The organism is Flavobacterium sp. MMS24-S5 (assembly GCF_050320125.1).
In the GTDB taxonomy this organism is placed as follows: Bacteria; Bacteroidota; Bacteroidia; order Flavobacteriales; family Flavobacteriaceae; genus Flavobacterium; species Flavobacterium tyrosinilyticum.
Window position 1 is genome coordinate 1,490,558 of sequence record NZ_CP190016.1, and the last position, 14,379, is coordinate 1,504,936.

Below are 14,379 nucleotides of genomic sequence, written 5' to 3' on the forward strand. Positions count from 1 at the left end.
AATCTGGAATTAAAAACGTACAGCAAAGTATATTTAAAAGCATAACGAGTAAAATATAATACCACAATAATGCCAACTGAAAAAATAAAAAGAAGCTATCGCAAAACACGTTACATTCTTTACAAAGAAACTTTAATAGATTATAAGGAACACTTTTGGTCATTTTTAGGTTCTTTCGTTGGAATCGGAATTTTAGCTTATGTACAATCCATACATTTTTCTAGGCCTGATGCCGTTTATTTAATTGGTTCTTTTGGAGCATCGAGTGTTTTGGTTTACGGAATTATTCAGAGTCCGTTCTCTCAGCCGCGAAATTTAGTTGGCGGACACGTAATTTCTGCTCTTGTAGGCGTTACGGTTCATAAACTAGTTCCAGACATTATGTGGATTGCAGCACCTTTAGCGGTTTCAATAGCCATTATTTTAATGCAGATTACCAAAACGCTTCACCCGCCTGGAGGAGCAACAGCTTTAATTGCAGTTATCGGAACAGAAAAAGTAAAAGCCTTAGGTTATATGTATGTGCTTTCTCCCGTTTTTACAGGAGTTATGATATTGCTTTTCACGGCTTTGATTTTTAATAATATGACTTCAAGCAGAAGTTATCCAAGCCACAGCACCTATCACAAACATTATCATAAAATTAGAAAAAGACTGGCGAGAAAATAGTTTTATGCTATTGTATGTCACCCTGAGCGAAGTCGAAGGGCGTTCCAATTGGGAAAGAGCTTCGACTTCGCTCAGCCTGACAAACTATTGACAATCAATTTTCTAAAATCTTTTCAACAAATCGTAATTCACAATTCGTATTTCGTTTTTTATATTTTACCTTTGACCTCTCAATAAAAACAAAGATTATGGTTTATAAATTTAGAGTTATTCTAGACGCCGAAGAAGATATTTTTAGAGACATTGCTATTCTTGAGGAAGATACTCTTGAGGATTTACACAATGCAATCTTCAACTCTTTTGGCTTTGACGGATCAGAAGTGGCTTCATTTTATACTTGTGACGATACTTGGAATCAAGAAGATGAAATTCCGCTTTTCGATACAGGAGATGTTCCTGGCGAAATAAGAACCATGAACGATTATCCGTTATCTAGTATTTTAGACAAAGAAAATACTAAAATTATCTACGTTTATGACTTCATCAGTATGTGGACTTTCTTAGTTGAATTGGCTGCCGTTGAAGATGAACAAGTTGGAGTTACTTACCCAGAAACTTTGTTTTCTCACGGTGAAATGCCAGCAGATGCTATCGAAAAAAACTTTGAAGCCGATGACATGCATGATGACATCTACGGAGAATTTGAAGACGACCTAGACGAAGACGATCTTGACATGTTCGAAGGCGATGACAGCTTCGAAGATTATGGATTTGAGGAAAATTGGAACTAATTTAAGGTTCTGAGGTTCTAAGTTGCTAAGTTACTAAGGTTTTATTTTTTGAAAGTTTTTTCTTATTTTTAATTCTTTGAATTAAAAATATTAAACATGAGCAATTTTAGAACTTTATTGGTTTGGCAGAAATCCATGACCTTAATTACCAAAATTTATTCCTTAACAAACAAATTTCCTAAAGAAGAAGTCTTTGGACTAACTTCACAGATTAGACGTAGCTCGATCTCTATTCCTAGCAATATTGCCGAAGGATATGGAAGAGAAACTGACAAAGAACTTTTACGTTTTTTAACTATTTCTATTGGCTCTCTATTTGAAATGCAAACACAATTAGAGATCGCTAAAAATATATTTTATTTAAAAGAAGACGATTTTAACAAATTATACGAGGACAGCCGCGAAGTAGAAAGAATGTTAGTTTCTTTTATTAAAAAAATAAAAGATAGAACCAAACCTTAGTACCTTAGCAACTTAGAACCTCAGCACCTTAAAGATGATAAACTTATTCAATACCCACATCGACACCCTTTCCATACACCGCGTTGGAAACAAAAGTCGTAATGAAGCTATTTTTTTATCAGAGCAACCATTCAACTTAAATGATGAAATTGTTCCTTTGATTAAAGAATTCTTTTTTAAGCCTTTTAGAGAAAAAGAAGAAAACTATTATCAGTTTGCACACGAAGTGGACTTGGACTACAACGACATGTTTAAGTATGCAACTGAGATTTTTGCAAATCCGTCAAATGTTCATGAAGTTTCTAAAAACATCACAAAACATTTATACGAGCAGTCAAATCACCCGCACATTAAAAACGGAGAGGTTTATGTAACTTATTTGACAAACTTAAGTATTGACAACAATGTTGTTGATGCAATCGGAATTTTTAAAAGTGAGTTACAAGCAGACTTTTTACAGTTTGAAGAAAATAACAGTAACCTTGAGATGATTTTACAACAGGGAATCAACTTGAATAAATTAGACAAAGGATGTTTGATCTTCAACTACAAAAAAGAAGAAGGATACAAAATCCTGACTGTAGACAGCAACCGTTATGATGCACGTTACTGGTTAGAGCACTTTTTATCTGTAGATGCTTTTGAAGATGAAAATTTCATCACTAAAAAATATTTGAAATTCTGTCAAAACTTCGCAAAAGACGTGGTTTTGCCAGCAGAAGACAAGAAAGAGGAAGTAATGTTTATGAACCGATCTGTGAATTATTTCGCTAAAAATGATCAGTTTGAAGAACAGAATTTCTTGAATGAAGTAATTGATAATCCTGATTTGATCCCTGAATTTAAAAACTATAAAGTTGATAAAGGAGAAAAATACAGCATCGAAGATGTTACCTCATTCCCAATTGCCAACGCAGCAGTTTCTGACGCTAGAAAATCGATTAAAAATGTAATTAATTTGGATACTCATATTCAGATTAAAATGGATTTTATTAATCCTGAAAGCGCAGAAAAATTTGTTGAAAAAGGCTGGGATGAAGAAAAACAAATGTATTACTACTTAGTTTACTTCAACAAAGAAGAAAAAAGCTAAGAAGTTTTCATTTTCTATTACTTACTTATTAATACAGAAAACGGCAGTTACAAATGTAACTGCCGTTTTTTTATTGTCTTAAATTTTAATGTTATAAAACCGAAAATACGGCTTTTACAATATCATCGTAAACTTGTTTGTTTCTTTCTCCAGCGCGAGCCAAGACTCGAATTCCAGAATAATTATTAAAGATAAATCGAGCCAAAACTTTTGCATCCAGCTGTTTGGAAATATGTCCAGCTTCCTGCCCTTTTTTAACGGCATTTGTAAAAACTTCTTCCATCGTTTGGCTGTTGCTTTTTACAATATTGGCAATTTCTTCATCGTGCATAGCCAATTCTACAGATGAGTTAACCATAAAACAGCCTTTTGTAATTCGGTCTTCCAAACTTTCGATTACAGCTTGCTTAAAAATAGCCTGTAATGTTTCTTTAACATTTTCAGATTTTTCTAAAAGCTCTTTGACAGTATCTTGCGATTGTTGCTGATAACGCTGTAAAGACTTTGTAAACAATTGCGGCTTATCGCCAAAAGTATCATACAAACTAGAACGGCTCAAACCTAAGTGAGTTACCAAATCTTGAGCTGAAGTTCCGTTGTAACCTTTGTGCCAAAAAATTTCTATTGCTTTATCTAAAGCCTGATCTTCATTAAATTCTTTCGTTCTAGCCATGACATCAAATTAAATTCATTTACAAAGATATAAAAATACGGAACAATCGTTCCTGAATTAGTCAAAAAAATTATAATACGCTATTTACGATAAGTCCACCATCAACAACAATTTCAGATCCAGTTATAAAAGAAGCATCGTCTGAAGCTAAGAAACTAACTGTTTTTGCAACTTCTGCAGCTTGTCCAAAACGTTTTAATAAAATTTTCTCCCCTAAAGCAGCTCCTAATCCTTCTACTTCTTCTTTTTCTAAACCAACTTTTCCGTACAATGGTGTTTCAATTGGACCAGGAGAAACTGCGTTTACTCTAATTTTTCTTGAAGCCAATTCTACAGCAAAAACTTTATTTAAAGATAATACGGCTGCTTTACTTGCGGCATAAACACTAGAATTTGGCATTCCAACATGAGCATTTACAGAAGTATTAAAGATAATTGAACCTCCATCGTTTAAAATTGGCAATACTTTTTGAACGGTAAAATAAACTCCTTTCACGTTCACATTCATGATACTATCATAGTGATCTTCTGAAGCTGAATCTAGAGGCGCAAAAGCTGCTATTCCTGCATTCAAGAACAAAATATCCACTTTTCCGAATTTTGCTTTTACTTCATCAACCAAATTATCAATTGATTTTAAATCAGATTGATCGGCTACAATTCCTGTAACTTTCAATTCTGTTTCCGCTTTCGCTAAAGCTTCTTTGTTTCTTCCCGTTACAATTACTTTTGCTCCTTTTGATACAAAATCGGCTGCAGCTGCATATCCAATTCCGCTATTACCACCTGTCACGATTGCTACTTTGTTTTCTAAACTTTTCATTTTTATTTGTTTTTAAGTTATTGATTATTCAATTATTACAGTACAAAGATATAATAACGGAACGATCGTTCCGTTATTAATAATGTTAATTTTTAGTTAAAATAGAAAAGAGCTTCTTGAAACCCTTTAATTCTAAGGGAAACAACTATTTAACTATAGAGGAAAGAAATCGAAAAATGTCGAGTATTCTTAATTTATCCTTAATTTTGCATTAAAAAATTACTCAGATGGATATTCAATTTTTTAAAGAAAGTCCTTTTACCACTATAATATCATTTCATAAGCTAATTGAATCTTTTGAAGAAATTGCACAATCAGACATTGATTACAGATCAAACTATGCCAAAGCAATTTTAGAACAGATTGAATTAATTCCGGAACTTAGGACTGGAATCCAGGATTATTCGGTTATCAAAAACAATGAAGCTTTAATTAAAAATATATTAGCCGATTTATTTCCGACTGCATTGACGCACAACGAAATAAAAGCGGTAACGATTCCATTTCAAAATATCTCTTTCAATTATACGGAGCGTTTCAAGAAAATTTTGAAAAATGCGGGAGACGAATTTTATATGGAAATTCGTGATTTTAGCGAACATCAATTTTACATCAATAACTGCTGTTTAATTTTAAGCAATTATTACAAACAGCATATCGATTTCAATCAGCCCTTTTTTTATGACATTCCAGATGAAAATGGTATTGAAAAGCATTATAGAATTTTGTACAATGCTGATTTCATGGAAATTATTCCAACTGAAAATTCTATACCATTAACTCAAGAAGATATCGATCAATTGATTGATAATTATAATGATATTAATTTGTGGAAATCTAAGTTCCCGAAAGGAAGTTGGATTTTAAGAGGTTTCGGAATTGTTTCTTTGTTTGATGCCACAACAGAAAGTGCTATTTCTATTTTGAAAAGTAATTTGCTAAAGCCTGAACCAAAAACAGTTGCTACAGATCAGGAAGTTTCTAATATTTTTCAGTCCATTTTTAATCTTTCTAATTTAAAAGTCGGATTTATTATTTACAACCCAGAGGAAGAGAAATTTATCAGACCAGCAAAATACGAAAATCAAATGAAAAGCTTCTTACTTTCTTCTGATCAGGAAGTAGATTGCAAAAATGCTTTTTTTGGATGTTCTTTTGAAAATTTACTGGACAATAGAGAGCCTTTCGTTATTTCTAATGTCAGCAAATTCACTGAAGAACAAACCAATAAAAGACTTGGCGAACATTTACTACAACAAGGAATTCAGAGTTGCATATTTGCTCCCGTTATCAAAAGCGGACATTTATTGGGTGTTGTCGAATTGGTTTCTGAAAATCCGAGAGATTTAAACAGCGTAAATGCTACAAAACTAGACTTGGTTCTTCCCTATTTAACTGACACAATTGATCGCTACAATACTGATATGCAACATCAGATCGAGGCGATAATTCAGCGAGAATATACTACAATTCACCCTAGCGTTTATTGGAAATTTAAAAGGGAATCGCAGAATTACTTTCAGAATATGAACCATACTAAAGATTATATTTTTAAAGAAATTGTCTTTAAAAATGTATATCCGCTGTATGGCCAAATAGATATTAAAGGTTCGTCTGAACACCGAAATGAAACGGTAAAAATTGATTTAAAAAGTCAGCTTACAGCTCTTTTGGAGATCTTTGATAATCAAGAATCTAATTCGAATCTTGTTCTTTTGGAACAGAGAAAATTTGAACTGGAATCACTTAGAAGCGAATTGGATTTTCCGTTAAAAGCAGATACAGAACAACATGTTCAGCGTTATATTGAAGAAGAAATTCATCCGATCTTAAAAAATACCAAAAGCAATGCAAAAAGCGAAAAACTGGAAAAATTGTACTTTGAAAAACTGGATGAAAAAACCGGAATGTTTTACCACGAAAGAAAAAAGTTCGACAATGCAATGTCAATTATCAATAAAAGATTGGCAACTGTTTTAGACAGAAAACAAGTTGAAGCGCAACAGATTTATCCGCATTATTACGAACGTTTTAAAACAGATGGTGTAGAACATAATTTATATATTGGAGCTTCAATTTCGCCAACAAAACCATTCGATATCATGTATCTGCACAATCTTCGATTATGGCAATTGCAGACTTTATGCGAAATGGAATTAGAGCATCATGATCTTAAAGAATCTCTGCCTTACGAATTGGATGTTACTTCGTTGATTTTGGTTTTCAGTTCTGCCCTTTCAATCCGTTTTAGAATGGATGAAAAACGTTTTGACGTTGATGGAACTTATAATGCAAGATATGAAGTCGTTAAAAAACGAATTGACAAATCGCATATTAAAGGAACAAACGAAAGAATTACGGAGAAAGAAAAAATCACAATTGTATATTCTCAAAATAGCGAAGAAGCAGAATACTTAAAATACATTAAATATTTACAGCACAAGAAAATTCTTGAACCTTCTATTGAACAATTTGAAGTTGAAGATCTTCAGGGAGTTTCAGGTTTAAGAGCGATTCGTGTTAAAGTAATCAATAATAATGTAGACCCAGGAATTAAAAAAATAACTTATCAGGATTTATTAGATGAGCTCAACTAAATAGTTGAGCTTTTTTTGTTGGCGATGATGTATTGAACACGGATAAAACGGATTCGCTATCGCGAAAATGCGGATGAACACAGATTTTTTTATTTGTTTTTAGATTAAAAATCCGTTTTTTTTCCGCGTTTTCGCGATAGCGAATCCGTAAAATCTGCGTCTAATTTTAAATGGATTTAAAAGCAATCACAAATGCGATTACGGTTATGATGATTCCGAACATAAAAAAGTTATAGGCAATTCGGAGTAAATTATATTTTCGCTGTAAAACCAATCCTAGATAATACAAATCTTTGATCATGGTTGAGTACAAATAATCACGGTCTTTCATCATTTCATTCATTGCCCAATCGTAATCTTCAAGAGGCATTTTATAGAAATTTCCAAAAAACATTAAATTCACTTTTTTAGCTTCCACATCGTCTCTTGTAAAAAATCCAGAAGTTACTTTTGGACGCGTAGAAAGAATCGCAAAAATAATGGTGATTACACTAGACATCAGCATAATAAAAGTAGGAACAACTAAATGTGCATTTTTTGGACTGTCTAATTTTGGAATAATAGAAGATAAGGCAATCGAAATAATAATCGCATTTACCGACAATAATATATTGGCTTTACTATCTGCAATACCGCTTAGACGAGTATGATTTCCGAGAGTGACACGAAACAGAGTATCAATTCCGCGGTCTGGTTTTTCAGCTTTTTCAGCTTTTTCTTTCTTTTTATTTTCTTCCTCAAGTGCAGCAGCGGCTTTCAATTCCTGCTTATTGATTTTTTTCTGAATCATTAAGAGATTTTTTTCCTTCAAAGGTTGCCATTTTCTTAAAGCGTAATCGGTATAAAACCTATGTTTATTCAACAAGAAATTCAAATTTTCTCTTGTCCATTCGGCATTAGAAAAACTAACTATTCCTGCATTTTTCAATTCCAGACGCAATAATTCACAAGTTGTAGCATATTCCGCTCCCATTAAATGCGCATAATCGGCATCTCTTATAATTTTTTCAAGATGCGTTTTAGGTTCATATTCTTTAACTGTCGCTAAAATTAAACTTGAAACAAGCGCAATAAATTCTTCCGACTTTCCTTTTTCGCGCAAAAAGTCAGCAGCAATTTCAGTGCTTTTCTGCTCATGATTTTCATATCCTTCTATATATCCAGTGTCGTGAAACCATGCAGCAACCAAAAGTGCCTCTTTGTCCTCGCCTTCTACATCCTCTTTTTTACAAAGTTCTTTTACCGCTGTAACCACCGTAAAAGTATGATTAAAATTATGGTAAGAATATAGATTAGAAAGTTTATCTTTGAGTAAATTACCGACAAAATCTTCGGATTGTTCTATTAGATTCATAAAGAATATTTTTATACCACTAAATTATGAAATTGTTTTTGGATAATCATTTTATTGCCAAGATTAAAAACTTTTCTTTGGCAATTATGGCCCTATTCATCGTTTACTCTTGTTCTACGCGCAAACCGCAGTACGGGAAAAACGTTAGTGCCAACGAAACAGAAAACGCAACTGACACTATAAAAATTGCACATACATTTTTTCTTGTTGGAGATGCTGGAAATGCCGACGAAGAACAAGCGCAACAAACGCTAGAACTTTTGCACCAAAAGCTGAAAAAAGCAAATAAAAAATCGACACTTCTTTTCTTGGGAGATAACATTTACCCTAAAGGTTTTCCAGGCAACAAAAAACCTGAAGACAAGGCTTTAGCAGAAACTAAACTGACGAATCAATTAAAATTAACGGAAGGTTTTAAAGGAAGAACCATTGTAATTCCCGGAAATCATGATTGGTACAGCGGAATTAAAGGTTTAGAACGTCAAGCCGATTTTGTAACGAAATATTTGAACGACAAAAAAGGATTTCTTCCGAGAAAATCATGCCCGATTGAAGATGTAAAAATTGATAGCGTTACTACTTTGATAGCTGTTGATAGTGAATGGTTTTTGGAGGATTGGAACGATCATCCAACTATAAATGATAATTGTGAAATAAAAACTAGAGAAGCTTTTTTTGAAGAATTAGAAAGCCTTTTAAACAAAAATCAAGAAAAGACAGTTGTCTTAGCTATTCATCATCCATTATTAAGCAATGGAACCCACGGTGGACAATTTTCGTTAGAAAAACAATTATTCCCTCTAGAACAGAAAATTCCGCTTCCGGTAATTGGCTCTTTTATTAATTTAGTTCGAAAAACATCTGGAGTTAGTCCGCAGGATATTCAAAATAAGCAATATACTATTTATGCTAAAAGAATAAAAACACTTTTACAAAAGCAGAAAAATGTCATTGTAGTTTCTGGACACGATCACAATCTGCAATATATCAGTAAAGAAAACATTCAGCAGATCATTAGTGGTGCAGGATCAAAATCTGAAGCCGCAAGAGCCATTAATCCTTATGATTTTTCATATGGCGGAAATGGTTATGCTGTCTTAACAATGTTTAAAAGCGGTGATGCTAAAGTTTCGTACTATGGAAATGAAAACAACAAAGAGAAGCTTCTTTTTGAACGTGAAATTATAAAAGCTAAAGAGATTAACTGGGCTTCAGATATTCCGAATAAATTTCCTTCTACAGTGACCACTTCTATTTATTCTCCAAAAATGACTCAAAAAGGTGCGTTTCACAGATTTTTATTTGGGCAACATTACAGAAAATATTACAGTATGCCAATTGAAGCTACAACAGCAACGGTTGATACTTTAAAAGGTGGCTTGAAACCAATTCGCGAAGGCGGCGGACATCAATCGGTTTCCTTAAGAATGTCTGATCCTCAAGGACGTGAATATGTAATGCGTGCAATGAAAAAAAGTGCCACTGTATTTTTACAATCAGTAGCTTTTAAAGATCAATATGTGGTAAATGATTTTCAAAAAACATATGCAGAAGATTTCTTATTTGATTTTTATACGACTTCTCACCCCTATTCTTCTTTTGCAATTGGGAGCATGTCTGATCAAATTGGTTTGAGACATACCAATCCGATTTTATATTATATTCCGAAACAAAATGGTTTGGGCGAATTTAATGCCAGTTTTGGAGATCAACTATATATGGTAGAAGAAAGACCGGCTGATAATCATTTGGATGGTAAAAATTTCGGTAAGCCAAGCAACATCATCGGAACTGATGATATGATGCTAAATCTTCATAAAGATGAGAAATATGGGGTTGATGAAAAAGAATATATAAAAGCACGTTTATTTGATATCCTTCTAGGAGATTGGGACAGACACAGCGATCAATGGCGTTGGGCTGAATACAAAGAAGATGGAAAAGTAATTTATAGACCAATTCCGAGAGATCGTGATCAGGCTTTTGTAAAATACGATGGTGCTTTGCTTTCCCTTTTAATGAATATGCCTCCGCTTCGTCATATGCGTTCTTTTAAAGGCGACAGAATCAATGTGAAATGGCTTGGAAGAGAACCTTACCCGATGGATTTGGCATTTTTAAAAACTGCTCAAGAAAAAGATTGGGTTGAACAGGCTAAATATATTCAGGAAAGCTTGACAGATGCTGATATTGATGAGGCTTTCAAAAATATGCCTAAAGAAGTTCAGGATGAAACGGTCGATGAAATAAAAGCAAAACTAAAAAGCAGAAAAAGAGATCTTCAAAAGTATGCTCGCAGATATTCTGATGTTTTAAGCAAAACCATTATGATTGCTGGAACAGACAAAAAAGACAAATTTGTTTTAAACCATAATGTAAAAAAAGGAATTGAAATTCAGGTTTTCAGAATTAAAAAAGAAGGAGATGAATTGCTTTACACTAAAAATGTAACGGATGATAAAACCAAAAATCTTTGGATTTACGGACTAGACGATAATGATGTTTTTGAAGTAAAAGGGGAAGAAAAATCAAGCATTAAAATTCGTTTGATTGGAGGTCAAAACAATGACACTTATAACATTGAAAACGGAAGAAAAGTGATTGTTTACGACTTCAAATCAAAAGAAAACACTTATAACTTAGATTCAAAGGCACAAACGCAACTGACAGATGACTATGATGTTAATTTGTATAACTACGAAAAACCTAAATACAACGTAATTGCTGGACTTCCGAACATTGGATATAATCCTGATGATGGTGTAAAAATGGGCGTTAACTTAAATTATACCGTTAATAATTTTAAACAAAATCCTTACACGCAAAGACATATTTTTAATGCTTTTTACTATTTCGCTACCGGTGGTTTAGAATTTAATTATGCAGCACATTTCCCAGGCTTATTAGGAAAATGGGTTATTGATGTGGAATCTTTATATACGACTCCAAACTTTGCCATGAACTATTTTGGTTATGGAAATGAATCGCAGTATGATGATGATTTAGGATTGGATTATAATCGTGTTCGTATTAGAAAATTTAATGCCTCGGGTGCTGTGAGACACGTTGGAAGATATGGAAGTGAATTTAGCATACAGCCTATTTTTCAGAGAATGACAGTTGAAGAAACCGAAAACCGATATATTAATATTCCTGGAATCGTAAATCCTGATGTATTTAATAGCCAGAATTTTGGAAGTCTAAAGATAAAATATCTCTTTAAAAATTCAGATTTCGCTGCAAAACCAACTTTAGGTATGGCTTTTATGGTTGCTGCCACTTGGACAACGAATTTGGATGATACTAAGAAAAATTTCCCTACTCTGGAGAGTTTCTTAGGTTTTACACACAAGATTGATCATAACGGAAAATTGATATTGGCTACTTACGTAAAAGGAAAGGCTATTTTCAACAATAATTACGAATTCTATCAAGGTGCTTCTCTTGGTGGTGATACCGATTTACGAGGTTTTAGAAATGAGCGTTTCTTAGGAAGTTCGTATTTCTCTCAAAGTTCAGATTTACGCTTAAGTATTGGAAAAATCCGCAAAACGATTGTTCCTTTTACATACGGAATTTTAGGTGGTTTCGACTACGGAAGAGTTTGGCTTGATGGCGAAGATTCTAAAAAATGGCATCACGATTACGGTGGCGGACTTTGGTTGAATGCCATAAATGTTATCACAGCCAGAATTTCTTATTTTAAATCTCCTGACGAAATTGGAAGGGTGATTTTTGGAGCGGCATATAGCTTTTAAAAAAGTTGCTAAGGTTCTGAGATGCTGAGATTCTAAGTTTTTTAGCTCTGAGTTTAAAAAAACAGCCACGAATTCACGAATTTTAATTAAATTATTCGTGAATTCGTGGCTACTTTTTTTGCTTTAAGACTTAGAACCTTAGCATCTCAGAATCTTAGAATCTTAGAGTCTAAACTCATAAACCTTTCCTCCAATTTTATTTGTTTTTTCGTCGGCGATTAATAAAGTATTGTTGTCTTTAAAAACGATGGCTTCTTTTTGTGAGAAGTGATTTAGATTTAGTTCTGTATGCGTTCCTTTATGGAATAAATCTCCTTTAAAATCTTTAAATAAAAGTACTTTATCATGACTTAATAAAGCCACTTTTTTCCCGTCTGGACTTATTGTTGCACTTGTTAATACGCAATGGTTGTAATTGTTGCACGTTTTAAATTCGCCTATTTTCACTGCTTTGTGAGTTCCAGCAGCATTTTTTATTTTGTAGATAAAAGCAGTTCCGTCAAAACCTTTGCTTCTGTTTTTGGTGAAAAGATAGAAATACCCATTTTGCTCAAAGAAACCTTCAACGTCGTAGAACATTTCTTTTTTCTTAGGCGGAAATTCTTTTTGTTCTGGATACGAAAATGAAATTTTATATTCGGCTTTGGCCAAATCATTATTCAATTGATTTTTTGCAACTTTATAAATGCACAAATCTCTTCTTTCGTTATCATTGTTTCCGAAATCTCCGATATAAATATTTCCAGATTTGTCTTTTGTAATATCTTCCCAATCGACATTTGTAGCATTAGAAATTGTGATTGTTTTAGCTAATTTTCCTTTAGAATCAAGGGCGTAAATAGCATTTTTATTTCCGCTATCTTCTAAAGTGTAAAGCAAATTCGTTTCAGGAAAATAGGCAATTCCCGAAACTTCTTTTAATTTTTTCGGAAGGGAATAAAGTTCTTTTAATTTGCTATCTGACTGCTGTTGACACGCCAATAAAACTATAGAAACGGCTACTAAAAAAGATTTTTTCATAATATTATTTTTTATTTTGCCACAGATTAAAAGGATTATAATGATTTCAAAATTCTTTTAATCTGTGAAATCTGTGGCTAAAACTTTAAACTAAGTTAGTGTTTTTAAAATTACGTGTAATAAATTCAAACGCGGCTTGCATAACGTGCCCCATTGATTTTGCATTTTTAAATTTCATATCGTTCGTGTAACGATACAATTCCATTTTTAACTGCGTCAGATGTTCATGAGTAGAAATGGTATCGTGACACATTATACTCAGTAATTTTTTTATTCTGGTTTCGGCAGAATGAATACGTTTTGCCAAAATTGCTCTTTCTTCATCTTTATACTGAATAATGGAACGTTCTTCTAATTTCTCTTTGATCAACTGAATCATTGGGAAATTTTCTTTAAAAAACTGCGGGCGATAAACTTTAAAATTCCCTTCGTAACATTGCTGGTCAAAATCGATTGGACGAATTTTATAAACAACCTGATCAAAATCGTGAATTGGAACAATTACATAATTGTAAGCGCGCATATCTCCCAAAAGACGAATCATACAGCGTTCGTTAAATTTTACAAATTCTTTTGCAATCTGCGCTTTCTCCATTTCGCTGCATTTATCCAGAAGTGTGTCCATAAAAACATCCCCTGGAATTCCGATAATATGCTCTTCGATCAAGGTATCTTTATAAACCAAAAAGTTGATTTTATCTGGCGAAAGAATATCTTCCAATTCTAATCCGTAAATACGGGAAGCATCTGCTTTTTTAATGTAAAAATGAACATAGTTGTCATTGAGAATATTTCGAACTTTGATTCTAAAAGGCTTCGAATTTCCGAAAGTACAATAATCAATAGCATCAACATTCAGAAATTGAATGATTTCGCTATTTCCATCAGAATGCAGAAGCGAATATATTTTTTTTAGATTTAAATCAATTTCATTGCGCTCAAATTCACCGTAATATACCCGAATCCAGAGTGTATCGTTATCATATTTGTCATAAACATTTATAGAACCCGTAAAACGAAGCAAGTCATCATAAAACACAGAAACTTTAGAAATACGTTCGTATCGTTCTAAATAGCTTAAAAGTGGCTGTGTTAAAGGGTAAGACGGTTTTTTTAAAACCATTAAAGGCTCGCTCATTTTGAATATCTTTATTACAAATTTACATCAATACGATTTAAAGTTAGAATTTAAAGTAACA

General features: G+C 33.0%; 11 protein-coding genes. 6 read left to right on the forward strand and 5 right to left on the reverse strand.

Annotated features, from left to right (window positions below):
- Positions 1 to 69: 69 nt before the first annotated feature.
- The 4 genes from ACPWTF_RS06630 (at position 70) to ACPWTF_RS06645 (ending at position 2,955) form a co-directional block, all read left to right on the forward strand.
- Positions 70 to 669: an HPP family protein gene (locus ACPWTF_RS06630; RefSeq protein WP_427874897.1), complete on the forward strand. Its 600-nt coding sequence runs from the start codon at positions 70 to 72 to the stop codon at positions 667 to 669.
- 188 nt (positions 670 to 857) lie between these two features.
- On the forward strand, positions 858 to 1,400 hold the full coding sequence (locus ACPWTF_RS06635) for an IS1096 element passenger TnpR family protein (RefSeq protein ID WP_125719847.1): 543 nt from the start codon (positions 858 to 860) through the stop codon (positions 1,398 to 1,400).
- Positions 1,401 to 1,496: 96 nt separating this feature from the next.
- Positions 1,497 to 1,862, forward strand: a complete 366-nt coding sequence (locus ACPWTF_RS06640; RefSeq protein WP_427874898.1) for a four helix bundle protein — start codon at positions 1,497 to 1,499, stop codon at positions 1,860 to 1,862.
- A gap of 34 nt (positions 1,863 to 1,896) precedes the next feature.
- On the forward strand, positions 1,897 to 2,955 hold the full coding sequence (locus ACPWTF_RS06645; RefSeq protein WP_095931005.1) for a nucleoid-associated protein: 1,059 nt from the start codon (positions 1,897 to 1,899) through the stop codon (positions 2,953 to 2,955).
- A 91-nt stretch (positions 2,956 to 3,046) separates the two neighbouring features.
- Here ACPWTF_RS06645 and ACPWTF_RS06650 read toward each other — a convergent pair whose 3' ends face one another.
- Together ACPWTF_RS06650 and ACPWTF_RS06655 are read right to left on the reverse strand one after the other, a co-directional pair.
- Positions 3,047 to 3,628 carry a TetR/AcrR family transcriptional regulator gene (locus tag ACPWTF_RS06650; protein ID WP_427874899.1) on the reverse strand — a complete coding sequence of 194 codons (582 nt, stop codon included), beginning with the start codon at positions 3,626 to 3,628 and terminating at the stop codon, positions 3,047 to 3,049.
- Positions 3,629 to 3,698: 70 nt separating this feature from the next.
- The gene (locus tag ACPWTF_RS06655; protein WP_427874900.1) at positions 3,699 to 4,451 is read right to left on the reverse strand and encodes an SDR family oxidoreductase; all 753 of its coding nucleotides are present in this window, start codon (positions 4,449 to 4,451) and stop codon (positions 3,699 to 3,701) included.
- Between the two features lie 227 nt (positions 4,452 to 4,678).
- Here ACPWTF_RS06655 and ACPWTF_RS06660 point away from each other — a divergent pair, with 227 nt between their 5' ends.
- Complete coding sequence (locus tag ACPWTF_RS06660) at positions 4,679 to 7,048, forward strand: GAF domain-containing protein (protein ID WP_427874901.1); 2,370 nt, start codon at positions 4,679 to 4,681, stop codon at positions 7,046 to 7,048.
- A 166-nt stretch (positions 7,049 to 7,214) separates the two neighbouring features.
- Here ACPWTF_RS06660 and ACPWTF_RS06665 read toward each other — a convergent pair whose 3' ends face one another.
- On the reverse strand, positions 7,215 to 8,402 hold the full coding sequence (locus ACPWTF_RS06665; protein ID WP_427874902.1) for a Pycsar system effector family protein: 1,188 nt from the start codon (positions 8,400 to 8,402) through the stop codon (positions 7,215 to 7,217).
- A gap of 26 nt (positions 8,403 to 8,428) precedes the next feature.
- On the opposite strand from ACPWTF_RS06665, the gene ACPWTF_RS06670 reads away from it, so the two are divergent.
- On the forward strand, positions 8,429 to 12,160 hold the full coding sequence (locus tag ACPWTF_RS06670) for a metallophosphoesterase (protein WP_427874903.1): 3,732 nt from the start codon (positions 8,429 to 8,431) through the stop codon (positions 12,158 to 12,160).
- Positions 12,161 to 12,322: 162 nt separating this feature from the next.
- On the opposite strand, the gene ACPWTF_RS06675 is transcribed toward ACPWTF_RS06670, so the two are convergent.
- Together ACPWTF_RS06675 and ACPWTF_RS06680 are read right to left on the reverse strand one after the other, a co-directional pair.
- Positions 12,323 to 13,180: a hypothetical protein gene (locus ACPWTF_RS06675; RefSeq protein WP_427874904.1), complete on the reverse strand. Its 858-nt coding sequence runs from the start codon at positions 13,178 to 13,180 to the stop codon at positions 12,323 to 12,325.
- 85 nt (positions 13,181 to 13,265) lie between these two features.
- Positions 13,266 to 14,318: a hypothetical protein gene (locus ACPWTF_RS06680; RefSeq protein WP_427874905.1), complete on the reverse strand. Its 1,053-nt coding sequence runs from the start codon at positions 14,316 to 14,318 to the stop codon at positions 13,266 to 13,268.
- Positions 14,319 to 14,379 lie beyond the last annotated feature (61 nt).